Raw genomic sequence first — 25,588 nt, 5'->3', positions numbered from 1 at the left:
GCGTTTGTGTGTCGTATCCTTACAAGGCTGTAAGTTAGGCCTTGCGCGCTATCGGGGTTCCGCATTAGACGCAGGGCCGGTTTTCACAGTTTTCTTGGTGCCGGGCTGATAGGTCTTTCGGATTGTTGCTTTAAATAGTAGCAACGACTCGCAAATTCGGCTGATGGGCTACCTTTGAAACGAGCTTGTCTGGATTTGTCCGTCTTCTGCGACCCGGACGGATAGGACCAGACAGGGCGACGCAAGTCGCGGGGGCGGATCGCGAGATCCGCCCCCTTTTCATTCCATCATTGCAACTGGGCCATTTCAGGCCGCGCTGGCGGTATCGTCACCCTCGGCTTCGGGGGAGGGCACGGCGGTCAGGGTTGCGGTGCCGCCAACAGCAATCTTGCGCGGCTTCATCGCGTCGGGCACTTCGCGCACCAGATCGATGATCAGCAGGCCATCGGCCAGATCGGCCCGTTCCACCCGGACGAAATCGGCCAATTCGAAGCGGCGTTCGAAGCCGCGGTTGGCGATGCCGACGTGGATCAGCTCCGACCCGTCATCCAGATCTTCGCGCTTCTTTCCCTGCACGGTGAGCAGGTTCTGCTGCGCGGTGATGTCGATATCCTGCGGGCGGAAACCGGCCACGGCCAGCGTGATCCGGTAATTGTCTTCGCCCCGGCGGGAGATGTTGAAAGGGGGGTAATTGTCGCCCGCATTGAGCCGCGCCTGGTTTTCGAGAAGGTCGAACAGGCGGTCAAAGCCAACGGTGCTGCGGCGGTAGGGCGTGAAATCGAAACGTGACATAATCGCAAATCCTCTTGTCTGAGCAATTTGGTCCATCTGCGGGCCTGCCGGATGCAGCACCCGCCTTGCCGCCGTTACCGTTTCCCGAGACTGGCGAAACGCGGCGACACCGCTTATCTGGTTTGCTCATCGAAGCTTTCAAGAGGGACATGATGGCCGCGCCGCAGATCGACATCTACACCAAGTTCGCCTGCCCCTTCTGCGTGCGCGCCAAGCGCCTGCTCAAGGAAAAGGGTGCGACGTTCACTGAGCACGACATCACCATGGGCGGGCCCAAGCGCGACGAAATGCTCGCCCGCGCGCCGACTGCGATGACCGTCCCGCAAATTTTCATCGGTGAGACCCACGTGGGCGGATCGGATGATCTTGCCGCGCTGGAAGCTGCCGGCAAGCTTGACGCATTGCTGGCAGGCTGATGCCCAGAATCGCGGTCTTTCAGATGTGTTCGGGCATCGACCCGGGCCGCAATTTCGATAGCATTCGCGATGCCGCCCATGCGGCGCGCGAGGGCGGGGCGGAGATGCTCTTCACCCCCGAAATGTCGCTGCTGCTCGACCGCAACCGGACGCGTGCGGCGGAGCATATCGTTCCGCAGGACGAATCGCACTATGTCGCGATGCTCGGCAATGTCGCCGAGGAATGCGGCTTTACGATTGCGCTCGGATCGATGGCGGTGGCGGTGCCGGGCGGCAAAAACGCCAACCGCTCGATGATTTTCCCGCCGAATGGTGAGCGCCCCACCACCTATGACAAGATTCACATGTTCGACGTTGAACTCGCCACGGGGGAGAGTTGGCGCGAAAGTGCGGCCTATCGTCCGGGCGACGAGGTCGTAACGGAGGAAGGCACTCCCGTCGGGCGGCTTGGCCTCGCGATCTGTTATGACCTGCGCTTCCCCGCTTTGTTCGGTGAACTCGGCAACCGGCGCTGCGATGCGATCGCCGTGCCCGCCGCTTTCACCAAGCCCACCGGCGCTGCACATTGGCACGTGATGCTGCGCGCCCGCGCGATCGAGGCAAGCGCTTTTGTCATCGCCGCCGCCCAGGTGGGCCGGCACGAGGACGGGCGCGAGACCTATGGCCACAGCCTTGTCGTCGACCCGTGGGGCGAAGTCTTGCTCGACATGGGCGGGGAGGCACCGGGCCTTGCCTTCTGCGACATCAATCTGGAGCGGATTGCCGAAGTCCGCGCGCAGGTGCCGGCCCTTGCCAACCGCCGCGAAATCGCCACATCCTGAATTGTCATGATCGTTTTTGACCTCTCCTGCCACGACGGCCACCGTTTCGAAGGCTGGTTCGGCTCGTCTGCCGATTACGAGGATCAACGCGCGCGCGGGTTTCTGGCCTGTCCGTCCTGCGGTTCGGCCGAGGTGAGCAAGGCACCAATGGCCCCCGCCGTCCCGGCCAAGGGCAATGCAAGGGCCGAAGTGCTCCCGCCCGAAGCGCCGCGCCAGGTCGCCAACACGCCGATGCCGCCGCAGGTGCAGCAGGCCCTTGCCGCGCTGGCCAAGGTGCAGGCCGAAGCGCTCAAGAACAGCACGTGGGTCGGCGACAAGTTCGCCGAGGAGACCCGCAAGATGCATTACGGCGAGCGTGTTGAAGCCCCGATCCACGGGCAGGCAAGCCTTGCCGAGGCCAAGGCGCTGATCGAGGAGGGCGTGCCGGTCGCCCCGCTACCCTTCCCGGTTGCACCGCCTGACAAACTCAATTGAATGGTAGCACTGCAATGCTATGTGGAGCGCGGGACCCCGTAGCTCAGCCGGATAGAGCACCAGATTCCTAATCTGGGGGCCGCGCGTTCGAATCGCGCCGGGGTCACCACTTCTCATGATCTCGGGAACAGAAAAGGGCGCTCGGCCTAACCGGAGTGATGAAGTTTGCACTTCGTCATTCGGTATATGGCCGTAGCACCCTTCGGCACCCAATTAACGTTTCGAAGGTTAAGAATTGATGAAATGCCTGTCAGCTGAGGCTGGCAGCACTGTCTCCTCGCCAGCGGCGCTCGGCATAAAGAGACAGGGCAAGGACGCAGCAAGACGCCGCGAGCAGCAGCCCGCAGGTCGCCGCCCACCCGCCCCAATCGTAAACACCCGTGCCCAGCGCGCTGCCGATCGCGCCGCCCACGAACATCATCACGATGTAACTGGTGGTGAGGCGCGTGCGGATTTCCGGGGCCAGCGTAAACAGCGTCATCCGCCCCGTCACATCCACTGTCGGCCCGACCAGATTGACGAGGAATAGCGGCACCAGCACGCCCCAGATGCTGTTTCCGAGAGGGTAGAACAGTGCGATGCCCGCCAGCTGCACCAGTGCCGCTGCAACCCTCGCCGTGCGCGGCCCGACCCGGTCCGCCCAGCGCCCGAGCCGCGGCGTTGTAAAGACGCTCACGGCAGCAATTCCGGCAAGGTACCCGACATCATCGGTCCCGTAGCCCATCGCCGGGCTCGTAAGGTGTAGTGCCAGCGCCAGCCAGCTCGCGGTGAAGATGCCGAAGTTCAGCCCCTGTATCGCGGCAGACAATCGCATGTCCGGGTGCCGGGCGGCCAGCGTGAAGACGGAGGCGATCAGCGCGCCATACCCCGATTGCGGCTGCTTCGCGGTCGTCTCGCTGCGCATCGCTATGGGCATGAAGGCTGTCACGGCGACCATCAGCACAAAGGCTCCGATATAGACCGTGTGCCAATCGGCGTGTTCGGCAATGATCCCCGCGCTCACCCGCGCCACCAGAATGCCGAAGATGACAGCGGCTGTGAGCTGCGCGGTGACCTGCCCCAAGCGCTCCGGCGCGACGCGTTTGGAGGCAAAGGCGGGGATCAGATAGGGCGCGATGGTGACGAAGCCGAGCAGGGTGGATGCGGCAGTGAACAGGATGAAATCCTGCGCCAAGACCATACCACCCAGACACAGCGTCTGGCCCGCGACAAAGATCAGGCACAGGCGGCGGTTCGAGTAGAAATCGCCCAGCGGCAGCAGCAACAGAATGCCCAGCGCCAGAGCCAGCTGGTTCAATGCCGGGACCAGCCCGATCTCGGCCTCGCCCACGCCAAAGGCGCGCGCCACATCGCCGATGATCGGGTGGATGTAATAGGCATTGGCCGTAACCACCGCGATGGTGAGCGCCAGCGCCCGCTCCTGCGTGCGGGTGAGATAGGCAGGGGCAGGGGCGGGGGCAAATTCGGTCATGTCGGCTTTCGTGATCAGCCGTTCAGTAGCAGATCGAAACGGGATTGCCATGACCCGCGTCTTCCGCAAAAGCACCCAAATTGATGAGGTGGACTTGGGCGCTTCAAGCAGGCAAGCCCGCTGTCCGCAGACAGGAAAGAACGTCGCACATGCCCAGTCACGAGCCCGAGGAACTCGCCGAAATCCGCCGTGCGGTGCGCGGCCTGTGCGATAGCTTCCCGGGCGAGTATTGGCGGGCCAAGGATGCCGTGCGCGAATATCCGGCTGAGTTTGTCGACGCCCTGACCCGCGCGGGCTTTCTCGCTGCGCTGATCCCAGCCGAACATGGCGGCAGCGGCCTTAGCCTTGAGGCGGCCTGCGTGATCATGGAGGAGATTCAGGCGAGCGGGTGCAACGGATCGTCCGCCCACGCGCAAATGTACATCATGAATACGCTGCTGCGCTATGGCAGCGAGGCGCAGAAGGCGCAGTACCTGCCCCGCATCGCCAGCGGAGAACTGCGCTTGCAGGCTTTCGGCGTTTCCGAGCCCACCAGCGGCACCGACACGCTGAGCCTGAAGACGCGGGCCGTTCGGGACGGTGACCACTATGTGATCAACGGCCAGAAGATCTGGACCAGCCGCGCCGAATATTCCGACCTCATGCTCCTTCTCGCCCGAACCACACCGCGCGAGGAAGCCGCGAGCAAGACCGAGGGACTTTCGATCTTCCTCGTCGACATGCAGGCGGCGTTGCAAAGCGGCATGACGGTCAAGCCGATCCGCACGATGATGAACCATTCGTCCTGCGAAGTGTTCTTCGACGATCTTCGCATCCCCGCCAGCGCCTTGGTCGGTGAGGAGGGCAAGGGCTTTCGCTACATCCTGTCCGGCATGAACGCCGAACGCATCCTGATCGCCGCCGAATGCATCGGCGACGCCAAGTGGTTCATCGAGAAGGCCACCGGATACGCCAAGGACCGCAGCGTTTTCGCCCGGCCTATCGGCCAGAACCAGGGCGTGCAGTTCCCGATCGCGCGGGCCTATGCCCAGATGCGCGCGGCCGAGCTGATGGTGCATCACGCGGCGCGGGTTTACGATGAAGGCGGGAACCCCGGCGAGGAAGCCAACATGGCCAAGTTGCTCGCTTCCGAGGCCAGCTGGGCGGCGGCCGACATGTGCGTGCAGACCTTTGGCGGCTTCGGTTTCGCCGAGGAATACGACGTCGAACGCAAATTCCGCGAGGCGCGGCTTTATACCGTGGCGCCGATTTCAACCAACCTGATCCTCTCCTATCTCGCCGAGCATGTGCTCGGTCTGCCGCGATCCTACTGAAAACGAGGTAGACCGCGGGCATTTGTGCGCAATGCGGCGCATTGTTCTTGCAGCGGCGGGCCAAGTATGATTCTGTGAATTTGACGGAACGGGGACATTTCGCATCATGCGCAAGGCGGGATCAGAAAGCAGGCTGAAGCGGGTGGTGGCGCTGGGTGCGTTGCTGCTGCTGGCTGGCTTTGCCGTCGCCGGGCCGACCGGGCTGCTGGCGTGGAGCGAAAATGCGGCTGCGCTCGATCAGCGTGAAGCGGAGATCGCCAAGCTTTCAGCGAAGCGCGATGCCCTGCGTAACCGCGTGATGCTGCTCGACCCCGAAGCAGCCGATCCCGATCTTGCCAGCGAACTCGTGCGCGACCAGCTCGGCGTGATGCGCGAGGACGAGGTCGTGATTACACTCGAAGACGAGTGATCTGACCGAAAATTTCACGTTCTGCTGATTTCGTATGCGTGCGCGCATTCCGCTACGGCTTGGCGTTGCGCGTCTGCTGTCCCCATGACTATAGACGATGATCATGCGCTTCTCCTCCCCATGAGCGCGCCAGTGAGAGGGATACTTAACTTGGCCAAACAGCCCGCAAAGAAATCCGCGCATGCGGACGACAGCGATTTCATTCTCCATTCCCTGCAAGAGGCGTTCGAGGCGAAGAAGCGCTACGCCGCGAGCGATGCGGAGATGCTCGAATTCTACCGCCAGATGCTGCTGATCCGCCGCTTCGAGGAAAAGGCGGGGCAGCTTTACGGCCTCGGCCTGATTGGCGGCTTCTGCCACCTCTATATCGGGCAGGAAGCGGTTGCGATCGGCCTTCAAAGCGCGCTCGACAATGATCGTGACAGCGTCATCACTGGCTACCGCGATCATGGCCATATGCTCGCCTACGGAATCGACCCCAAGGTCATCATGGCCGAGCTGACCGGCCGTGAGGCTGGCATTTCGAAGGGCAAGGGCGGGTCGATGCACATGTTCTCGACCGAGCATAAGTTCTACGGCGGCCACGGCATCGTTGGTGCGCAGGTGGCGCTGGGCGGGGGCCTCGCGCTGGCGCACCAGTACAATGAAGACGGCGGGCTGTGCCTCGCCTATTTCGGCGACGGCGCGGCCAACCAGGGCCAGGTGTATGAAACCTTCAACATGGCGGCCTTGTGGAACCTCCCCATCGTCTTCGTGGTCGAGGACAACCAGTACGCGATGGGCACCGCTTCCAAGCGCTCGTCTGCAGAAACGCGCTTCTACCGCCGCGGCACCGCCTTCCGCATTCCGGGCATGGAGGTGAACGGCATGGACGTGCTCGAAGTGCGCGCCGCGGCCGAAGTCGCCTTTGCACATGTTCGTGCCGGCAAGGGGCCGGTGCTGATGGAGTGCAACACCTATCGCTATCGCGGGCATTCCATGTCCGACCCTGCCAAGTACCGCACCCGCGAGGAAGTGCAGGAACAGCGCGATCATCATGACCCTATTGAAGGGCTGAAGAAGACCCTGCTCGAAGCGGGTAAGACCGAGGACGAGCTGAAAGCCATCGACAAGGCGATCCGCGCCGAAGTGGCCTCAGCTGCCGACTTTGCCGAGACCTCGCCCGAGCCGGGCGCAGGCGAACTCTACACCGACGTTCTGGTGGAGGCGTATTGAGCCATGGGTATTGAACTGAAGATGCCGGCCCTTTCGCCGACGATGGAGCAGGGCACGCTGGCCAAGTGGCTCAAGCAGGAAGGCGACCGGATCGAGCCGGGCGATATCATCGCCGAGATCGAAACCGACAAGGCGACGATGGAGTTCGAAGCCATCGACGAAGGCATTCTGGAGAAGATCCTCGTGCCCGCCGGAACCGAGGATGTTGCAGTCGGTGCGGTGATCGCGCTGATCACCGGGGAAGGGGAGGAGGCTGCGCCTGCTGCCGCTCCTGCGGCGGAACCTGCACCTGAGCCCAAGCAAGCGCCTGCGCCTGCGCCTGCACCGAAGGCAGAAGCGCCCATCCGTGCGGCGTCGGCCGCCGATCCTGCCATTCCCGCCGGAACCAACCTCGTCAGCACCACGGTGCGCGAGGCGCTACGCGATGCGATGGCCGAGGAAATGCGCCGTGACGGCCGCGTGTTCGTGATGGGCGAGGAAGTCGCCGAATATCAGGGCGCCTATAAGGTCACGCAGGGCCTTCTCGCCGAATTCGGGCCCAAGCGCGTCATCGACACGCCAATCACCGAGTATGGCTTTGCCGGCATCGGCACTGGCGCGGCGATGGGGGGCTTGCGCCCGATTGTCGAGTTCATGACCTTCAACTTCGCGATGCAGGCGATCGACCACATCATCAACTCGGCGGCCAAGACCAATTACATGTCCGGCGGCCAGATGCGTTGTCCGATCGTGTTCCGCGGCCCCAACGGTGCGGCCTCACGCGTTGGTGCGCAGCACTCGCAGAACTACGGTCCGTGGTATGCCAGCGTCCCCGGTCTGATCGTGATCGCGCCCTATGATGCGGCCGATGCCAAGGGGCTGATGAAGGCCGCGATCCGTTCCGAAGACCCGGTCGTGTTCCTCGAGAACGAGCTCGTCTATGGCCGCAGCTTCGATGTTCCTGCCGTTGATGATTACGTCTTGCCCATCGGCAAGGCGCGGATCGTGCGCGAGGGCAAGGACGTCACCATCGTCACCTACTCGATTGGCGTGGGCCTCTCGCTCGATGCCGCGGCGAAGCTTGCCGAGGAAGGGATCGACGCCGAGGTCATCGACCTGCGCACTCTGCGCCCGCTCGACAAGCAGACCGTGCTTGAAAGCCTTGCCAAGACCAACCGGCTGATCGTGGCGGAGGAAGGCTGGCCGACCTGCTCGATCGCCAGCGAGATCATCAGCATCTGCATGGAGGAGGGCTTCGACCACCTCGATGCGCCGGTGCTGCGGGTGTGCAACGAGGATGTGCCGCTGCCATACGCCGCCAACCTCGAAAAGCTCGCGCTGATCGATGCTGCCCGCATTGCCGAGGCTGCACGCAAGGTGTGCTACAAGTAATCCCGGACGGCGTGCGCCGCCCGGCCTGGTTCAGGTCGGGCGCGCCGCCGAATAGGTGCTGCAACGCGCTTCCGGGCCGCCCGGATAGAGCTGCGTAAGGTCACGATTGTCGCGGACATTGTAAGCTGCGGTATAGACGATCTGCTGTCCGTCAAACAGCTCGAGCGGCAGGGGTGAGTCGTAGTCATAGGCGACTTCGACGAAGATCACTGCCGTGCCTTGCGATGCGGTGATGTAGCGCCCGGGCACGCCCATGCCGGGGAAGCCCGTGCCGGTCGCGCCATTGCCCTGAACGCCGTAGCTCGAATTGAACACCTTCGCCCCGCGGCAGCGCTGCCACGCGATCCATTGCCCGCCCTGAGCGTTGCGCTGCAGGCTGGAAATGATCACGCGGCCCTGAGCGAAGAAGTTCATGTCTTCGCCAAGCTTCTCGACGCCGATCAACGTTTCGGCGATGTCGCGTTCGAACACCTTGCGCGCGGTCAGCACGTCCTGTTCGCCCACGCGTGAGGCGTTATCGGCAGCCTGCATGGCGATCTGGCTGACCTGCAGGTGGGTGATGACCATCATCGCCGTGTCTGTGCCCAACATGCCCATGCTGAGCACGAGCGGAGCGGCGAAGGCAAATTCGACCATCGCCAGGCCGGATACATCGGCGGACAGTTGGTTGACGAAACGACGGGCCTTACCCCTGAGCGAATCCCGTGTGGTGGTGGTCATGGGCAATCTCTCTCGGTGGTGATGCGGTCATTCTGCTCGTCGAAGGGCTGGTTGCGCAGCACAGTCGACGCTTCGATGGTGATGTTCTGCGAAAGGCCGGCCAGCCCGTACATCGGGAACAGGCGGGGATAGCTCACGCGTGCAGTGTAGATCACCGCGTCGCGTGCGCCGCCGATGCCGTCCCTGCCGCGATCCGCGTCCCAGCGGCTATTGTCGTTGGTGTCGACATAGCGTTCGTTTTTCGAACCTTCGCAGACGCCGTTGCCGGTGTTGCCAGTGGGGTCATCGCCGAGAATTTCTTCGGGTTGATCGATGTCGGAAAAGTCGAAGTGCGACAACTTCTCGACCGTGACCGTTGCACTGTTGGGCATCACGGTCGCAACCTGAGCACGGACGCGGGAATCAAGGTTCGCTTCCCGGCTCGTCGCATTCTCCAGAGTGAGATCGCGCCCGGCCTTCTGCATCGCGCCATGCAGAACCGACGCGGTGTATTGCGTGTGCGCGATGTCGAACAGACCCATGATCATAAGGATCAGGACCGGGCCGACAAAGGCGAACTCGATCAGGGTGGCGCCGCTGCTGTCGGCGGCAAGCCGCCGAAGCAGGGCACGGGATTGTGCGAGACGCCGGATCATGACGTGAGCCTCAGTGCAGCGATCTTCTGCGCGATTTCCTGGAAGCGCGCATTGAGCGTGGCGTTGTCGCTCGCCTGGAAGGCACGTCCGGGCGAAGCGCAGTCGATCAGGTTCTGCGTCAGCGCGGTTCCGAAGGCGACCACCCAGACGGTGATGTTTTCCTGCTGCGCAGCGCGGCAGATCGCCTGGAGGCGAGCGCCGCGGCGGGTGGCTTCACGTCCGCCATCGCCGTTGCCCGTGACGCGGCGATCCCACCATTCGACACCCTGGGTCGAATAGTTCTCTTCGTTGGTGACCAGCATACCGTCGGTCATGAAGACGATGTGGCGCGAGATCGAGTCGCCGTTCGGTGCCGTGGCATTCTCCGCAGCGAAGATGCCGCGCGGCGACAGGAAGCGCGCGCCCCACAGCATCCCGATGTCGTGGTAGGTGTTGCCGCTGGCCGCGAGGCTGTTGACGTAGGTCTGCAGATCAGTCCGGCTGATTTCGACCAGCTTGCGAGCTGCACGCGGGCATGTGCCACCGGGGCGGCTCTGAGAGATCGATTGTCCGGCTGCAAGCCGCTCGGCATCGGTAACCGGGTTGGTCGTCCGGTTGTTGCTGCCATCGCGCCGCTCCCAGACCGCGTTGGTGAGCATCGGCTTCCACCGTTGCGCATCGTTCTGGGGAACGAGGTTGATGTTGAGATCATGGGCCGCAGTCGGGATCGGCGAATAATTGCCGGTCGTGTCCATCCACACCGGTTCTTCAACGCAGCCGTTCCACGTCTGGTTGGCCATTGCTCCGGCTGCGCCAGTCGGAAGGTTCATCGAGCCGGTGGGATAGAGGCTCGAAAGGCTCACGGTTTCCCAGCCCGGAGGGCTACCGGCGGGGTTGGTGACTCCGCAAGGATCCGCCGCGCCGGTGGTGATCCGGCAATAAATGAAGTCGCGGAACTGCGGGTTCACATCGGCGGCGGTGGCAGGGCGCGTCTTGCGCACACGGCCACGGCATCCGGCCCGGTTGTTCGAATCCCCGCCAGTCCATTGGCCGTTGACGTACTCAGTCGGGGCAAAGACCTGCCATGTTTGTGCCACACCGCTGACAGTGACGGTACGGGTGCCCGGAAGGGAATTGAGGCAGAAATTGCGCGCCGTGTTGCCGGTCGAGCCATCCGTGCGGAAGCGATAATGATCGGGGTTGGTCGAATTGAAGTTCGATGTCGAACGCGGCAGCCATTCGGTCTGGTCCGAAAGCACGATCGTATCGCCGATCTGGTCGACGTCAGGATTGGCCGCGTTCGGGAAAATGGGCGGATTGTAGCGTGCCACGCGCGATTGATAGGTATGGCTGTTCGCCATGTATTCGCGCGGGATCGAGAAGCCGACATTGACCTGCTGCGAGTAGGGCACAAAGCCATAACGCACCTGCGCACTTGCGGAGGTCGCCGCTTCCACAGTGTCGTAGAAATTCATCACCGCACTGCGTAGCGCGACGATCTTGGAGCCCGCGCCCGAGTTGCAGGTCGAGTTGTTCGGGCAATCCGCCATCGATCCGGTCACGTCGAGCACGAACATGATGTCCGAGTTCGAGATGTTGATTTCCGCGCTGCACGATACCGACAGGTTGAACTGATCGTAGCCGAAGGCACCCATGATGGTGGTGTCCAGCGTGCCGCTGGCCGTGCCGAGCACCACGCCATTGCCGTCGGTGGTGTAATTGCGCACGCGGCTATCCATGCCGAACATGCCGTCGTTGAAGTTCTGGTCGAAGAAGTTGAGACCGATCTGGCGATGCGCCGTCGTAAAGGTATCATCGGTCATTGCGCGGCGCGCGGCCAATGCCCCGGCATCGCACGCGGCCTGCATGCGCGCTGCGGTCATGTAATAGCGACTGGCATCAACGCCGCCGCCCACCATTGCCATCAGCGGAACCATTGCCGCCGCTGAAATTGCGAGCGTATTGGCGGTCTTGTCGCGCAGCAACTTGCGCATGAACGACATGGTGGCCTGCTTTTCTCGCGCCATCGGTTTGGTGCCCTTCCCCTGACGTCCGCGCAAAAATGGCGCAGACATTCCAGATGCATCTTCCGCCCTTAATCCGGTCTGGTAAGCGGTTTGCGAAGGAGTGTGGTTAGCGAAGTCCTAACGACGTTCTGGGGACTATGCCTTGTGGCCTGCGTACCGGGCCGGGACAGTTTGCTTGCCAAGTGTGCAATTGCTTGGGTAGGCGACGGGCCGTGAGCCCTGATCCCGCCGATCCCCTGCCGCCCGAAGCCGAAATCGCGCTGGCCTGGACCCCGCCAAAAGTTCGCGGGCCGTTAAGCATAGCTCTTCAGTTTGATCGCAGGCTGGCGCGGATCGTGGCGCGTACGACCGAGCCGATGCTGGGCCAGATGCGCCTCGCATGGTGGCGCGAGGCGCTGGGCAAGCCTGCGGCGGAGCGGCCGCGCGGCGATGCGGTGCTCGATGCCATCGGTCAATCCTGGCAGGGCAGGGAGGCCGCCTTGGCAGCAATGGTTGATGGCTGGGAGGTTCTGGTTACCGCCGAAACCATCGGTTCGGGTGAGGCAGCGGCGTTCGGAATGGGGCGGGGTGCTTTCTTCGCGGCCTTGTCCCCCGATCCGCTCCCTGAAGGCATGACCGCACGGCTTGCGGCGGCGGGCAAGAGGTGGGCGCTTGCCGATGCTGCCGCTTCCGTTTCTGCCCCGGCTGAGCGCAGCGTGATGGTCGCGGAAGGTCTTGCAGGTTCCGAGTCGCGCGGGCGGTTTCCACGTGCGCTGCGCGGTCTTGCCGTGCTCGATGCGCTGGCCCTGCGTGCCCTGAGGCAGGGTGGCCGTCCGATGATGGAAGGCAGGGGCGCACCGCTTGCCGCATTCAGGGGCGCTATCTTTCGCGCGTGATTACGTATAGTTACGTGATCGATATAGCGAAAGGGGGGCAGACCCTTGCGACAGGCGGTTTTGGGAGTGATGGGCGGGCTCGTCCTTGCCGGGGTTGGCGTGTTCTGGTGGCAGGGCAGGGCAGCCATAGAAGAAGGCGCCCCTCCGCCAGCGCCGATCGCGCCGTCGCCCGATCCGGACAAGCTGCCGCTCGCCGATCCCGGTGCCTTGCAGGGCCCCGCGCCGCCCGAGTTGAGCGAGCTCAGCCGCGAGGAGCAGCGCTTTTTCCGCTATGATCGCAATCGTGACCGGCTGATCACCCGCAACGAAATGCTCGCCAGCCGCACCGACGGGTTCCGCGCGCTCGACAAGGACGGCAACAATCTGCTGACCTTCGAGGAATGGGCGGTGACCACGGTCGACCGTTTCGAAGGCGCGGACCGTGATGGCGACGCACGGCTCACCCCGCGCGAATTCGCCGCGACCGCGCCGAAACCGGTCGCGAAGAAGCCCGCCTGCAAATGCTGAACCCCTAAGCGGGCACAGCCTCGCGACTTTCGCTGATCCACTCCGCAAGATCGGCCTTGGCGCGCGAGGTATAGGCCTCCTTGCGCACTTTCTTGCCGACCTCGTGGAGCGGCGGGAACAGGCCGAAATTGACGTTCATGGGCTGGAAGGTCTCGGCCTCGGCATCGCCGGTGATGTGGCTGAGCAGCGCGCCCATCGCGGTGGTGGCGGGCAAAGAATGCCAGTCGCGCCCGCCCAATTCGGCCGCGGTCATCATCCCGGCGACCAGCCCGATGGCGGCACTCTCCACATAGCCCTCGCACCCCGTCACCTGACCGGCAAAGCGGATATGCGGCGCCGCGCGCAGGCGCAGCTGGCGGTCGAGCACCTCGGGCGAGTTCAGGAATGTGTTGCGGTGCAACCCACCAAGCCGCGCGAATTCGGCGTTCTCAAGGCCGGGGATGGTGCGGAACAGTTCGATCTGCGCGGCATATTTCAGCTTCGTCTGGAACCCGACCATGTTCCACAGCGTGCCGAGCTTGTTGTCCTGGCGTAGCTGCACCACGGCATAGGGCCAGCGGCCCTGCGGAAATTCGGGGGAGGTATCGAAGGGGTTGTCGAGCCCCACGCCCTTCATCGGGCCATAACGCAGCGTTTCGACCCCGCGTTCAGCCATCACCTCGATCGGCATGCAGCCATCGAAATAGGGCGTGTCTATCTCCCACTGCTTGAACTCGGTCTTCTCGCCTTCGATCAACCCGCGGTGGAAGGCGAGGTATTGTTCCTTGTCCATCGGGCAGTTGATATAATCGCCGCCTTCGTTCGAGGCTTCAGTGCGCTTGTTCCAGCGCGACTGGATCCAGCACTTCGACATGTCGATGGATTCGTGATGGATGATCGGCGCGATGGCATCGAAGAAGGCGAGCCGCTCGGCGCCGGTGGCGCGCACGATGCTGCCTGCCAGTGCCTCGGCCGTCAGGGGTCCGGTGGCAACGATGGTGAGGCCTGCGTCGGGCAGGGCATCGATCCGTTCGCGCACGATGGTGATATTGGGATGCTGGCTGAGCGCCTTCTCCACCTCGGCCGAGAACACGTCGCGGTCGACCGCCATCGCGCTGCCTGCCGGGACCCGTGCGACTTCGCCTGCACGCATGATCAGGCTGTCCAGCATCCGCATTTCGTGATGCAGCAGGCCGACTGCGTTCTTGGTGTCATCGTCCGAACGGAAGGAATTGGAGCAGACCATTTCGGCAAGGCCATCGGTCTGGTGTGCCGGTGTCATCTCGCCGCTGCCGCGCATTTCCGACAGGCGCACCTTCACCCCGCGCTGGGCGAGCTGCCACGCCGCCTCGCTCCCGGCGAGTCCGCCGCCAATGATGTGCACATCGTGATTTGTCGGGTTTGCGGTCATGGCGGGGCAGGTAATTGCGTGTTAGCCCCCCTGCAAGCCCCAAGGGGCGGAAGACGGGAAGGACAGGAATGGCGAAGCAGGCGCTGATCGAACAAAGACCGTGGCTGCTGGCGAGTATTTCGGCAGCGGTCGCCTATTATTTCCTGCGCGACAATCCGGTCGGGGAGGGCATCTGGGGCCTCGCCCTGAAGGGGGCGAGCGTCGGGCTGCTGGCGCTTTACGTGCTGCGCCGCCTGCCGAAGGGCGGCCATCAGACCGATGGCTTGCTGCTGGTGACCGCGTTGGCGCTGGCTTCGGCAGGCGATGTCGCGATCGAGCTCGATTTCCTGACCGGCGGCGCCTTCTTCGCGGCGGCGCATATTGTTGCTGTGGTGCTGTATCTCACGAACAGGCACCCACGTCCCTCGCCGACGCAGAAGCTGATCGGCGCCGCGCTGCTGATCGGCACGCCCTTGGTGAGCTACCTGCTGAGTGGCAGTATAGAGACCACAATCTATTCCGCGTTTCTCGGCGCGATGGCTTCGGCGGCATGGATGAGCCACTACCCCCGCTACCGCGTGGGCACCGGTGCGGTGCTGTTTGTGGTGAGCGACTGGCTGATCTTCTCGCGCATGGGCAGCGTTGATCTGGGCGTGGTGCCCGATCTGCTGATCTGGCCGCTCTACTACGCCGGTCAGGTGATGATCGCGACCGGGATCGTCCAATGCTTGCGAGGCGAACAGCCCGTCAGGTGACGGGCGGTTCGCCTGCTTCTTCCGCAGCTTCTCCTGCTTCGGCCGCGTCGTCGATCAGCGCCGCACCGACGATGTGTTCGCCCTTGGCGACATCGAAGATGCGGATGCCCGAGGACCCGCGCCCGGAGATCGAGAAGCCCTTGAGGCTCTCGAAACCGCCCTCGATCAGGTGGCGGAAATCAATGCCGAGGCGGATCAGCTTGGCCTGATCGGTCACCAGCATCAGCTGCGAGCCATGCTTGACCGGGAAGCTGGCGACCACCGGCCCGTTACGCTCGGGATTGCTGTCCGGCGTGCCGATATTGGTGATCCCCTGACCACCGCGCGAGGTCGTGCGGTATTCATAGGCCGAGGAGATCTTGCCATACCCATTGGCGGTGATGGTGAGGATGAACTCCTCGCCCTCGGCCATCGCGGCCAAATGGTCAGCCGGGAGGGTGGGGGCCGTTTCGTTGTTCTTCCAGGTGGCTGCGCGAAGGTATGCCTCGCGGGTCTCCATGTCAGCGGTAAGCGGATCGAGCACCGCCATGCTGACGACCTTGCCGCCCTTCTTGAGGCTCATGCCGCGTACGCCGATGCCGGTGCGGCTCTTGGTCTCGCGCGCATCGGTCGCGGCAAAGCGGATCGCTTTACCCGAATCGCTGGCTAGGAAGATTTGCTGCTCTTCGGTGAGCAGCTGCACACCGATCAACCGGTCGCCCGAACCCTCGACGAAGCCCATCGCATATTTGCCCGCCGTGGGAATGTTCGCGAAGGCATCCATCGAATTGCGCCGCACCATGCCCTGTTCGGTTGCGAACACGATGTTGAGGTTGTCCCAGCTCGCCTCGTCCTCGGGCAAAGGAAGAACGTTGGTGACGCGCTCGTCGTCGCCCAGTGGGAGAAGGTTGACCATCGGGCGGCCCTTGGTCTGCGGGCCACCTTCGGGAAGCTTCCACACCTTCATGCGGTAGACGCGGCCGGTGTTGGTGAAGAACAACACCGGATTGTGCGTCGACGTGACGAACAATTCGACAACTGCGTCCTCGTCCTTGGTCGCCATGCCCGAACGGCCCTTGCCGCCGCGGCCCTGTGCACGGAAGGTGTCGAGCGGCGTGCGTTTGATGTAACCGCCGTGGGTGACGGTTACGACCATCTCCTCGCGCTCGATCAGGTCTTCGTCCTCCAGACCGTCCCAAGCCGGCGCGATTTCGGAGAGGCGCGGCGTGGCGTAGGTGGCGCGGATTTCCTCAAGCTCGGCGCGCATCACGCCGTAGAGCTTCACCCGGTCGCCGAGGATCGAGAGGAATTCCTCGATCGCCGCTGCCAGACCCTTCAATTCGCCGCCGATCTCGTCACGGCCAAGCGCGGTCAGGCGGTGGAGGCGAAGTTCGAGGATCGCCTTCACCTGACGTTCGGACAGGCGGTAGGTGCCGCTTGTCTGATCGGCGCTTGGCTCGATCGCTTCGACCAGCTCGATATACTGCGCGATGTCACCGATCGGCCATTCCTTGGACATCAATCGCGCGCGCGCTTCGGCGGGGTTGGGCGCAGAACGGATCATCGCCACAACTTCGTCGAGGTTGGAAACCGCAACCACCAGGCCGAGCAAGATGTGCGCCCGCTCGCGCGCCTTGGAGAGTTCGAACTTGGTGCGACGGGTGATCACCTCTTCGCGGAAGGTGATGAACGCCGCGATGAAGTCCCGCAGGCGCAGCGTTTCCGGACGGCCGCCGCGGATCGCCAGCATGTTGGCGGGGAACGAAGACTGCGCAGGGGTGTGCCGCCAGATCTGGTTGAGCACGACCTCGGCGGTGGCATCGCGCTTGAGGTCGACGACCACGCGCACGCCTTCGCGCGAGCTTTCGTCACGGATGTCGGAGATACCCTCGATCCGCTTTTCCTTCGCGGCTTCGGCAATCTTCTCGACGAGGTTGGACTTGCCGACCTGATAGGGGATCGAGGTGAAGACGATGCTTTCGCGGCCTTCGCTCTTGGCACCGCGGGTGCTCTCGATCTCGTGGCGGCAGCGCATCAGGATCGATCCGCGCCCGGTGGTATAGGCCTGCCGCGCGCCGTGCGTGCCGAGGATCAGCGGGGCGGTCGGGAAGTCCGGGCCCGGGATGTATTCGATCAGCTCTTCCGATGTGATCGCCGGATTATCCATATAGGCAAAGCAGGCATCGATCACTTCGCCGAGGTTGTGCGGCGGCACGTTGGTCGCCATCCCCACCGCGATCCCGCCCGCGCCGTTGACCAGCAGGTTGGGGAAGCGCGCCGGCAGCACCGTCGGCTCCTTGCGGCTGCCATCATAGTTTTCGGTGAAGTCGACCGTGTCCTTGTCGAGATCGTCGAGCAGGCTGTTCGCCACGCGCGCCAGCCGTGCCTCGGTGTAACGCATCGAGGCCGGCGGATCAGGGTCCATCGAGCCGAAGTTGCCCTGACCATCGATCAGCGGCACGCGCATCGACCAAGGCTGCGTCATGCGGGCGAGTGCGTCGTAGATCGCGCTATCGCCGTGCGGGTGATAGTTGCCCATCACGTCGCCGACGATCTTGGCGCTCTTGCGATAGGGCTTGCCCGCGACGAAGCCGCCTTCCTGGCTGGCGAACAGAATACGGCGGTGAACGGGCTTCAGCCCGTCGCGCACATCAGGCAGAGCGCGGCTGACGATCACGCTCATCGCGTAGTCGAGATAGCTCGACTTCATTTCATCGACGATGTCGATGCGTTCAAAACCGCCCATCGGGGATGCGGCGGGAGAATCGAGAATGTCGCTGTCGTCGCTCAAGGTCTGGGCCGTTTCTGTTTGTGTTCTGGTGCCGCTGCTGCGGGCCGGGCCATATCGTGGCCGGCGGTATCCTTCCATTTAGGCACATGACGGCGCTTTCGCCACCTTAACGCGCGAACACAGCGCGAACGGCGTGCATTTTTCCACACTTGCAAGCGCGTGCACGACCGGAAAGGCGAAAAGGCATTCAAAGCCCGTTCAGCACGCCACGCCTAGCGGGAATTGCAAATGCCGTGCGAGCCGTTCAAAGGCTTGGGCGGAATTAGGGCAGCGCGCGTGCCGATTGGGACGCTCGTGGTGCTCAACTTGTGGAGGATGCAGTGACCAATATGACTTCGCCCCGTCGTCCGGCCGGACTCGCGCGCCAGTTTGCGTTGGCAGTAGCGCTCGCCAGCGGCACCGCGGTGCTTGCGGTTCCGGGCTTCACCGGCGCAGCTTACGCCCAGAAGAAGAAAAAGAAGGACGAACAGCAGGAGGCAGCGCCTTCCTATTCGGAAGCTTTCGTCAAAGCCTATCAGCCTCTCGACGCTTCCCTGAAGGCACCGGGTGCCGATGTGGCCGCGCTCAAGCCGCAGCTGCTTGCGCTCGTTCCTCTTGCCGTTTCTCCAGACGAGCGTCTGGCGCTGGGCGGCATGATCTTCAATTCCGGCATTACCGGCAAGGATCTCCCGCTCCAGTTCCAGGGTGTCGAGATGATGCTGGCGAGCGGGAAGGTGAAGCCCGAGGAAGCTGGCAAGTTCAATGTCGTGGCCTTCCAGATCGCCAATTCGCTGAGCCAGTTCGACAAGGCGCGCACCTATCTTCAGGCCGCGATCGATCTCAATTATTCCGGGCCGAACATGACGGTTTCGGACCTACAGATGAACATGGCCGAAATCTTCTTCTCCGAAGATCGCCATGTCGAAGGCCTCAAATATCTGAGTGATGCCATCGAAGCCCGCAAGGCGCAGGGGCAGCCGGTCGATGCCAAGTGGTACAAGCGCGGCGTCGCCGTTGCCTACACCAATGAGGTCGTGCCGCAGGTCTATGATTTCGTGGAAGATTGGGTCGCGGATTATCCGACGCCCGAAAACTGGCGCGACGCGGTCAACCTGACCCGCAACCTCAACGACTATGACGGCCCGGTGCTGCTCGATCTGCTGCGCCTCGGCAAGAAGGTCGGCACGCTGAAGGATAAGAACGATTACGTCTTCTACATCGAGGCAGCCGACACGCGCCGCCTGCCGATGGAGGTGAAGACGGTTATCGAGGAAGCCAATGCGACGGGCGTGATTCCGTCGAAGAGCGACACCTGGGTTGAAGAACAGCTCAAGGTGGCGAGCGGATTGATTTCCGAAGACCGCGCGGCTCTACCTTCGCTCGAGCGCGACGCCAGCGCACCGGCTGCAAAGCTGCGGACGGTCATCGCAGCGGGGGACACGTTCCTCAGCTATGGTGAATATGCCAAGGCAGCGGGCTTCTACGAGCGCAGCCTCTCGATGCCGGAAGTCGATCGCAATCTGGCCCTGACGCGACTCGGTATCGCCCAGATCGGTGCTGGCAATATCGATGCCGCGCGGGCGACGCTTGCACAGGTTGAGGGGCCACGCGCCCCGATTGCAATGCTGTGGAGCGCCTATGCCCGCCAGCAGGCAGGTGCTGCGACAGGCGCTGCCACCGGTAGCTAACCGCGTTACAGCAGCTTTGGCTTTGAGGGAGCGCCGGGCGGGTCACCGCACCGGCGCTCTTTTTTGTCAGGGTCGATGCTGGATTTGCAACCGGCACTGCGCTTGCGGCGGCGGCTCTCCGCGCCTAAATGGCCCCTATGAACGACCTCGCCAGCACGCCGCAGCCCCAATCAACCCCGGAGAGGCCCGCCCGCCAGCGCAAGCCTGACTGGATCCGCGTGCGCGCGCCGGTTAGCGAAGGCTATAACGAGACGCGCAAGCTGATGCGCGAGCTCAACCTTCACACCGTGTGTGAGGAAGCCGCCTGCCCGAACATTGGCGAGTGCTGGACCAAGAAGCACGCGACGGTGATGATCCTCGGCGATGTCTGCACGCGCGCCTGTGCCTTCTGCAACGTCAAGACCGGTATGCCCAAGGCAGTCGATCCCTTCGAGCCCGAGAACACCGCTATCGCGGCGGCCAAGATGGGGCTGGAGCATATCGTCATCACCAGCGTCGATCGTGATGATCTGCCGGACGGCGGGGCGATGCAGTTCGTGAAGGTGATCGAAGCGCTTCGCCGCAACACGCCGAACACCACCATCGAAATCCTCACCCCCGACTTCCGCGGCAAAATGCGCCGCGCGGTGGAGATGATCTGCGAGGCCGGGCCGGACGTATATAATCACAACCTTGAAACCGTCCCGCGGTTGTACCCCACGATCCGTCCGGGTGCGCGCTACTATGCCTCGCTGCGCCTGCTGGAAGAGGTGAAGGCGCATAATCCGATGATCTTCACCAAGTCGGGGATCATGCTGGGACTCGGCGAACAGCGGCTCGAAGTCCATCAGGTGATGGACGACATGCGCTCCGCCGAAGTCGATTTCATCACCATGGGGCAATACCTTCAGCCGACGCCGAAGCATGCGACGGTCGAGGAATTCGTGACGCCCAAGGCCTTCGCCGCCTATGGCGCGATTGCCCGGGCCAAGGGTTTCCTGCAGGTCGCCTCAAGCCCGCTGACCCGTTCCAGCTATCATGCCGGGGATGACTTTGCGAAGATGCGCGCTGCACGGGAAGAAAAGCTCGCCCGAGAGCAGGCACGCGCCGGAGCAAAGACTGGCGCCTGATGCCCGGCATTCGCGAAACCCGCCGCCTGCCTTACAGCGCCGAGCAGATGTTCGATCTGGTCGCGGACGTTGGCCGTTATGGCGAGTTCCTGCCATGGGTGATCGCGACCCGCGTGCGATCGAACACCGAGACCGAGATGGTCGCGGATATGGTGGTGGGTTTCAAGGCGATCCGCGAAAGCTTTACCTCGCGCGTGACCAAGCAGCGCGCCCGCGAAATCGCCGTGCACTATGTCGACGGGCCGCTGTCCGATCTCGACAATGTCTGGACGTTCCGCGTGGTCGATGACCATACTTGCGAGATCGACTTCCTCGTGGAATTTACTTTCAAGAACAGGCTGTTCGAAAAGATCGCCGGCCAGTATTTCGACAAGGCGTTCCGCAAGATGGTGGAGGCGTTCGAAACGCGCGCGGCGCAGCTTTACGGGACCAGCAGTTCGAGCGCGCAGAGCGTCGCCTGACGGCGAATTTCCGCGCGGCCGCCCGGACCTTCGCCGCCATCAAAGAACCTGAGTTCCCCCTCGGGGTCGCCGACTTCGTTACGGACCACGCGTGCAAATACCACCGTGCCGACCGGCTTCTGCGGGCTACCACCGCCGGGGCCTGCCACGCCGCTGATCGCCACAGCGACATCGGCCCGCGACCTGTCGAGCGCGCCCTTGGCCATCGCCCAGGCGCAGGCGATCGACACCGCGCCGAAGGTCTCGATGATATCGCGCGAAACGCCCAGCATCTCCATCTTGGCTTCGTTCGAATAGGTCACGTAACCACGATCGAGCACCGCAGAGGAGCCTGCAATCTCCGTAATCGCCGCCGCCACAAGTCCCCCGGTGCAGCTTTCGGCAAGCACGACCTTGCGTCCCAGCGCGGCGTTCTCGGCAACGACACGGGCAGCAAGGGTGGCGATTTCTTCGGGGAGCAGGGACTGGGGCATCAATGGATTACTTCTGCTTGCCAGTCTGCGGAGCCGGACAGACCGGCGGTTCCTTGATTTCGGCAATCTCGACGAGGAAGGCGACCAGAGCGCCGACATTCTCGGCAGGCAGAGGGCTGACGAGTTCGAGCCCGCGCTCGATCTTCCCGCAGCTATCGCCCTTGATCTCCTCGGCGATCATTTGGCCGACCAGCGCATCAACGAAAGGCCGCAGGGCGTCTTCCGGCATTGCCGCGATCATCGCTTGCATGTCCATGCCCGAACCGTCCTCGCTGGCGCCCGGCTTGTCCATGAAGGTCTTGAGGACGCGGAAGGCCCCGGGCCATGCCTTGTCCTGCCCGTCGCGGAATGGCGCGATAAATGTCTGGCCATCAGTCGCCATGAAACCGTTTCGTGTCAGGCGGTTGGCGCAGGCCGTTCGCGTGGCGTCGAAGGCGATCGGCATGGCGTAGACCACGGCATCCGACAGATCGGCTGCGGCGACGCAGGCCTGTTGCTGGGCCTGCGCGGTCTGCGCTGTGGCAAGTGCGGCGAGTGCAACAAGGGGAGCAATCATCCGGTTCGTCATGAGGACAGTCCTTTCGGGGCAAGCGAGACAAGAACGATGGCCTGCGCGGCAATGCCTTCGCCGCGGCCGGTGAAGCCGAGTTTTTCGGTCGTGGTCGCCTTGATGCTGACCGCGCCCTCATCAAGACCCATCAACCGCGCGACTTCTGCGCGCATGGCAGGACGGTGCGGGCCGATCTTGGGTGCTTCGCAGATCAGGGTGAGATCGACATTGGCGATGGCGTAACCCGCCGCTCGGGCAAGCCCGACTGCGTGTTCGAGAAACCGCCCGGAGCGCGCACCGCGCCATTGCGGGTCGCTGGGCGGGAAATGCGTGCCGATATCGCCTTCACCCACCGCACCGAGCACAGCGTCGGTGATCGCGTGGAGCGCCACGTCGGCGTCCGAATGGCCGGAGAGCCCCTTGTCATGCGGGATCTGCACCCCGGCCAGCCAAAGCTCCTCGCCCGGTTCGAGCCGGTGGACGTCATAGCCTTGCCCGATACGAAAGGCGGGGACGGTGGTGGGTTCCAAAAAGTCCTCCGCAAAGGTGATCTTCTTCAAGCGCTCGTCTCCATCGACAAGCGCGACTGAACCGGAGCTTGCCATCAGCACTTGTGCATCGTCGCCTGCGTCAGTCGGGCCGGACCACGCACGGTGCGCGGCGAGGATCGCGTCGAAGCGGAAGGCTTGCGGCGTCTGCACGCGGCGCAGCATCTCGCGCTCGGCCTTGCCGGACATGGTACCGTTTTCTCCAGCGACGGCAATGCTGTCGACCACGGGTAGAACGGGGATCGCTCCGGGCTGGTGAGCCAGCGCACCGAGCAAGCGTTCGATCACATGGCGGGGCAAATCGGGCCGGGCTGCGTCGTGGATCAACACGCGCTGGGGATCGGCGGCTGAGAGCGCTTCGAGACCCGCACGCACCGAATCCTGTCGTGTTGCGCCGCCAATCACAAACGAAACCGCGCCTATCCCTTCAAGCGCTGCCTCTGCGTGCTCCTGCGCATCTGCGCTGACCACTACGACCAGCGGGTTCGCCCCTGCATCCCGCAGCGCTTCGACCGAATGGCGGATCAGCGGCTTGCCGCGCCATTCGCGGAACTGCTTGGGGGTATCGCCGCCCACGCGCAGGCCTTTGCCCGCAGCCACCACAATTGCCGCAAAAGGGGGGAGGGGGGAGGGGCTGGCCATCGGGCCGTTCGCTTAAGGTCTGGACGGGCTTTCGGCAATCCACTAAGCGCTTGCACAAATTTTAGGCACTGATCCTTCACATGACCACGCTTCCCCCACCGCCTGCCTTAAAACCGATCAGCATCGGTCCTGTTACTGTGGCCGAACCGGTGCTGCTTGCTCCGATGACCGGCGTGACCGACATGCCGTTCCGCACGCTGGTGCGGCGCTATGGCTCGGGCCTCAACGTGACCGAGATGGTGGCGAGCGAGGCGGCGATCCGCGAGACCCGCGTTAGCACGCAGAAGACCGCGTGGGACCGGATCGAGGAGCCGGTTTCTATGCAGCTGGTCGGCTGCGATCCTGCCAGCATGGCCGAGGCGGCGAAGATCCAGGAGGGCCATGGCGCGGCGATCATCGACATCAATTTCGGTTGTCCGGTGCGCAAGGTCGTCGGCCAGCTTGCAGGCTCCGCGCTGATGCGCGAAGTGCCGCTTGCGGTGCGGTTGATGGAGGCGACGGTCAAGGCGGTGAAGGTGCCGGTGACGGTCAAGATGCGCATGGGCTGGTGCCACGACAGCCTCAACGCGCCCGACCTTGCCCGCATGGCCGAGGATATCGGCGTCAAGATGATCACGGTCCACGGCCGCACCCGCAACCAGATGTACAAGGGCAGCGCTGATTGGGCCTTCGTCCGCAAGGTCAAGGACGCGGTGAATATCCCCGTGATTGTAAACGGCGACATCTGCACGATCGAGGACGCGGCCAAGGCGCTGGAGCAATCGGGCGCGGACGGGCTGATGATCGGGCGCGGTGCTTACGGCAAGCCCTGGCTGCTCGGCGAGGTGATGCACTGGTGGCGCACCGGTGAGGCACGCGCGACCCCGGGGATCGACGAACAATATGCGCTGGTGGTCGAACACTACCGGCGGATGCTCGATCATTATGGCCGCGACACAGGGGTGAAGATGGCCCGCAAGCATCTGGGCTGGTACACGAAGGGTCTCCACGGATCGGCCGAGTTCCGCAACATGGCGAACTTCATCGACGATGCCGATCAGGTGCTGGGCGAGATCGAGCGCTTCTACACGCCGTTCCTGATGCAGCAGGCGGCCTGAGCGTGGCCACCAGCGCGAGCGAGGGCGTCGGCCCTGCGCCAGTCCAACCCGATGCCGGTCGTCCTGACGCCCGCGCCCAGCTTTCCGGCCTGATCTTCGCGGTCGTGCTGATCGATGGCGAGGGGCGCATTGCCGAAGTCAATCACGCCGCGGAAGACCTGCTCGGCACCAGTGCCAACCGACTGGTCGGCACGCTCCTGACAGAACGCATCGGTCCGCTCGACACCCGCGTCGAAGCCCGGCTCCTGGTGAGCGAGGATGCGCTGGTGGCCCGCGATCAGCCGATCCGGGTCGGCGAACAGGAAACGCGCGTCAACCTCACCGCCTCGCCGCTCGGCGGCTTTCCGGGCTGGCGTGTGGTGACATTGTCGCAGATCGGCCATGACGAGGCCGCGAACCCCTATGGTGGCGAGGCCATGCTTGGCGCGCCTGCGGTGCTCGCGCACGAGATCAAGAACCCGCTTGCCGCAATCCGCGGGGCAGGACAGCTGGCGGCGCGCAAGCTCCCCCATGCCGACAAAAAGCTGGCGCGGATGATCACCGATGAGGTCGACCGCATCGCGCGCCTGATCGATCGGATGCAGCAGCTGGGCAGCACCCGCACCGGTCCAGTCGACGCGTGCAATCCGCATGAAGCAATCCGCGCCGCCATCGCCACCATGCGCGCGGCGGGCGGCACCCTTGGCGAGGTCGAGATCCGCGAGGAATTCGACCCGTCTCTGCCGCCCGTGTTGGCCAACCGTGATGCGCTTGAGCAGGTGCTCATCAACCTCATCTCCAACGCCCGCGATGCCGCGCTGGCGCCGGGCGGGCCCGGCGTGGTTGTGGTCCAGACCCGCTTCGTCAGCGGCCTTGCCTTCAGTGCGATCCGCAACGGGCGCGCTGTGCCGCTGCCGATCGAAATCACCATCAGCGACAATGGGCGAGGCATCGAGCCTACCTTGCGCGACCATGTGTTCGAGCCTTTCGTTTCCTCCAAGCCTTCCGGACAGGGCCTGGGCCTTTCGCTGGTGCGCAAGCTGGTTCGCGATATGAACGGCAATGTCAGCCATGACCGCGATACCCGCGCCGGCCTCACGAATTTCCGCCTGCATCTGCCGCAGGCGCAGGACAGCGCTTAAC

General features: G+C 63.6%; 25 protein-coding genes and 1 tRNA gene. 16 read left to right on the top strand and 10 right to left on the bottom strand.

What is annotated here, in order from left to right; translation table 11 throughout:
* Positions 1–306 precede the first annotated feature (306 nt).
* Complete coding sequence (locus KVF90_RS12065) at positions 307–792, bottom strand: Hsp20 family protein (RefSeq protein WP_264391822.1); 486 nt, start codon at positions 790–792, stop codon at positions 307–309.
* Positions 793–944: 152 nt separating this feature from the next.
* Between KVF90_RS12065 and grxC the strand changes: the two genes are divergently transcribed.
* From grxC to KVF90_RS12045, 4 genes are all read left to right on the top strand, one after another.
* Positions 945–1,208, top strand: a complete 264-nt coding sequence (grxC, locus tag KVF90_RS12060; protein ID WP_264394499.1) for a glutaredoxin 3 — start codon at positions 945–947, stop codon at positions 1,206–1,208.
* Positions 1,208–2,029, top strand: coding sequence for a carbon-nitrogen hydrolase family protein (locus KVF90_RS12055; protein ID WP_264391821.1), 822 nt, complete (start codon positions 1,208–1,210; stop codon positions 2,027–2,029). The genes grxC and KVF90_RS12055 overlap by 1 nt, the downstream gene beginning before the upstream one ends.
* 6 nt (positions 2,030–2,035) lie before the next feature.
* Entirely contained in the window at positions 2,036–2,503 is a 468-nt protein-coding gene (locus tag KVF90_RS12050; RefSeq protein WP_264391820.1) for a DUF1178 family protein, read from the top strand.
* A gap of 32 nt (positions 2,504–2,535) precedes the next feature.
* Positions 2,536–2,612, top strand: a tRNA-Arg gene (locus KVF90_RS12045).
* A 141-nt stretch (positions 2,613–2,753) separates the two neighbouring features.
* Here KVF90_RS12045 and KVF90_RS12040 read toward each other — a convergent pair.
* Complete coding sequence (locus KVF90_RS12040; protein ID WP_264391819.1) at positions 2,754–3,974, bottom strand: MFS transporter; 1,221 nt, start codon at positions 3,972–3,974, stop codon at positions 2,754–2,756.
* Between the two features lie 149 nt (positions 3,975–4,123).
* Between KVF90_RS12040 and KVF90_RS12035 the strand changes: the two genes are divergently transcribed.
* The 4 genes from KVF90_RS12035 to KVF90_RS12020 all read left to right on the top strand — a co-directional run bounded on the left by KVF90_RS12035 (position 4,124) and on the right by KVF90_RS12020 (position 8,282).
* Positions 4,124–5,287, top strand: coding sequence for an acyl-CoA dehydrogenase family protein (locus tag KVF90_RS12035; RefSeq protein ID WP_264391818.1), 1,164 nt, complete (start codon positions 4,124–4,126; stop codon positions 5,285–5,287).
* Between the two features lie 106 nt (positions 5,288–5,393).
* A complete protein-coding gene (locus tag KVF90_RS12030; protein WP_264391817.1) occupies positions 5,394–5,696 on the top strand; it encodes an FtsB family cell division protein in 303 nt (100 codons plus the stop codon).
* Between the two features lie 120 nt (positions 5,697–5,816).
* On the top strand, positions 5,817–6,911 hold the full coding sequence (gene pdhA, locus KVF90_RS12025; protein WP_413676986.1) for a pyruvate dehydrogenase (acetyl-transferring) E1 component subunit alpha: 1,095 nt from the start codon (positions 5,817–5,819) through the stop codon (positions 6,909–6,911).
* Positions 6,912–6,914: 3 nt separating this feature from the next.
* Positions 6,915–8,282, top strand: a complete 1,368-nt coding sequence (locus KVF90_RS12020; protein WP_264391815.1) for a pyruvate dehydrogenase complex E1 component subunit beta — start codon at positions 6,915–6,917, stop codon at positions 8,280–8,282.
* A gap of 30 nt (positions 8,283–8,312) precedes the next feature.
* Here KVF90_RS12020 and KVF90_RS12015 read toward each other — a convergent pair whose 3' ends face one another.
* From KVF90_RS12015 to KVF90_RS12005, 3 genes are read right to left on the bottom strand one after another with little or no spacing between them, the layout of a single operon-like run.
* Positions 8,313–9,002, bottom strand: coding sequence for a TadE/TadG family type IV pilus assembly protein (locus KVF90_RS12015; protein ID WP_264391814.1), 690 nt, complete (start codon positions 9,000–9,002; stop codon positions 8,313–8,315).
* Positions 8,999–9,637, bottom strand: coding sequence for a TadE/TadG family type IV pilus assembly protein (locus tag KVF90_RS12010; protein ID WP_264391813.1), 639 nt, complete (start codon positions 9,635–9,637; stop codon positions 8,999–9,001). Before KVF90_RS12010 ends, KVF90_RS12015 begins: the two co-directional genes overlap by 4 nt.
* Positions 9,634–11,643 carry a pilus assembly protein TadG-related protein gene (locus tag KVF90_RS12005; RefSeq protein WP_264391812.1) on the bottom strand — a complete coding sequence of 670 codons (2,010 nt, stop codon included), beginning with the start codon at positions 11,641–11,643 and terminating at the stop codon, positions 9,634–9,636. The genes KVF90_RS12010 and KVF90_RS12005 overlap by 4 nt, the downstream gene beginning before the upstream one ends.
* 212 nt (positions 11,644–11,855) lie before the next feature.
* On the opposite strand from KVF90_RS12005, the gene KVF90_RS12000 reads away from it, so the two are divergent.
* Together KVF90_RS12000 and KVF90_RS11995 are read left to right on the top strand one after the other, a co-directional pair.
* Positions 11,856–12,518, top strand: coding sequence for a squalene/phytoene synthase family protein (locus tag KVF90_RS12000; protein ID WP_264391811.1), 663 nt, complete (start codon positions 11,856–11,858; stop codon positions 12,516–12,518).
* 69 nt (positions 12,519–12,587) lie between these two features.
* Positions 12,588–13,025, top strand: a complete 438-nt coding sequence (locus KVF90_RS11995) for a hypothetical protein (protein WP_264391810.1) — start codon at positions 12,588–12,590, stop codon at positions 13,023–13,025.
* Positions 13,026–13,029: 4 nt separating this feature from the next.
* Here KVF90_RS11995 and trmFO read toward each other — a convergent pair whose 3' ends face one another.
* Positions 13,030–14,415, bottom strand: a complete 1,386-nt coding sequence (gene trmFO / locus KVF90_RS11990) for a methylenetetrahydrofolate--tRNA-(uracil(54)-C(5))-methyltransferase (FADH(2)-oxidizing) TrmFO (RefSeq protein ID WP_264391809.1) — start codon at positions 14,413–14,415, stop codon at positions 13,030–13,032.
* 68 nt (positions 14,416–14,483) lie between these two features.
* Here trmFO and KVF90_RS11985 point away from each other — a divergent pair, with 68 nt between their 5' ends.
* Positions 14,484–15,149, top strand: coding sequence for a lysoplasmalogenase (locus KVF90_RS11985; protein WP_264391808.1), 666 nt, complete (start codon positions 14,484–14,486; stop codon positions 15,147–15,149).
* Here the strand turns inward: KVF90_RS11985 and gyrA are convergent.
* On the bottom strand, positions 15,142–17,919 hold the full coding sequence (gene gyrA / locus KVF90_RS11980) for a DNA gyrase subunit A (protein ID WP_264391807.1): 2,778 nt from the start codon (positions 17,917–17,919) through the stop codon (positions 15,142–15,144). The genes KVF90_RS11985 and gyrA overlap by 8 nt on opposite strands.
* A gap of 329 nt (positions 17,920–18,248) precedes the next feature.
* Between gyrA and KVF90_RS11975 the strand changes: the two genes are divergently transcribed.
* From KVF90_RS11975 to KVF90_RS11965, 3 genes are all read left to right on the top strand, one after another.
* Positions 18,249–19,586 (top strand): hypothetical protein, encoded by a 1,338-nt coding sequence (locus KVF90_RS11975; RefSeq protein WP_264391806.1) that lies wholly within the window; start codon positions 18,249–18,251, stop codon positions 19,584–19,586.
* 137 nt (positions 19,587–19,723) lie between these two features.
* The gene (gene lipA, locus KVF90_RS11970) at positions 19,724–20,695 is read left to right on the top strand and encodes a lipoyl synthase (protein WP_264391805.1); all 972 of its coding nucleotides are present in this window, start codon (positions 19,724–19,726) and stop codon (positions 20,693–20,695) included.
* On the top strand, positions 20,695–21,156 hold the full coding sequence (locus tag KVF90_RS11965; protein ID WP_264391804.1) for a type II toxin-antitoxin system RatA family toxin: 462 nt from the start codon (positions 20,695–20,697) through the stop codon (positions 21,154–21,156). The genes lipA and KVF90_RS11965 overlap by 1 nt, the downstream gene beginning before the upstream one ends.
* Here KVF90_RS11965 and KVF90_RS11960 read toward each other — a convergent pair.
* Genes KVF90_RS11960 through KVF90_RS11950 form a run of 3 tightly spaced genes read right to left on the bottom strand, consistent with a single transcriptional unit; the run spans position 21,117 to position 23,369 of the window.
* Entirely contained in the window at positions 21,117–21,629 is a 513-nt protein-coding gene (locus KVF90_RS11960) for a CinA family protein (protein WP_264391803.1), read from the bottom strand. The genes KVF90_RS11965 and KVF90_RS11960 overlap by 40 nt on opposite strands.
* A 7-nt stretch (positions 21,630–21,636) precedes the next feature.
* The gene (locus KVF90_RS11955) at positions 21,637–22,197 is read right to left on the bottom strand and encodes a hypothetical protein (protein WP_264391802.1); all 561 of its coding nucleotides are present in this window, start codon (positions 22,195–22,197) and stop codon (positions 21,637–21,639) included.
* A complete protein-coding gene (locus KVF90_RS11950) occupies positions 22,194–23,369 on the bottom strand; it encodes a bifunctional 2-C-methyl-D-erythritol 4-phosphate cytidylyltransferase/2-C-methyl-D-erythritol 2,4-cyclodiphosphate synthase (RefSeq protein WP_264391801.1) in 1,176 nt (391 codons plus the stop codon). The genes KVF90_RS11955 and KVF90_RS11950 overlap by 4 nt, the downstream gene beginning before the upstream one ends.
* Positions 23,370–23,449: 80 nt before the next feature.
* On the opposite strand from KVF90_RS11950, the gene dusB reads away from it, so the two are divergent.
* Both dusB and KVF90_RS11940 read left to right on the top strand, forming a co-directional pair.
* A complete protein-coding gene (gene dusB / locus KVF90_RS11945; RefSeq protein WP_264391800.1) occupies positions 23,450–24,466 on the top strand; it encodes a tRNA dihydrouridine synthase DusB in 1,017 nt (338 codons plus the stop codon).
* Between the two features lie 2 nt (positions 24,467–24,468).
* Positions 24,469–25,587, top strand: coding sequence for a two-component system sensor histidine kinase NtrB (locus tag KVF90_RS11940; RefSeq protein WP_264391799.1), 1,119 nt, complete (start codon positions 24,469–24,471; stop codon positions 25,585–25,587).
* The last annotated feature ends 1 nt before the right edge of the window (position 25,588 follow it).

The organism is Porphyrobacter sp. ULC335, from assembly GCF_025917005.1.
GTDB lineage: Bacteria > Pseudomonadota > Alphaproteobacteria > Sphingomonadales > Sphingomonadaceae > Erythrobacter.
The sequence above is the reverse complement of the archived record's forward strand: the minus strand, read 5'-3'. Positions and strand labels throughout refer to the sequence as shown.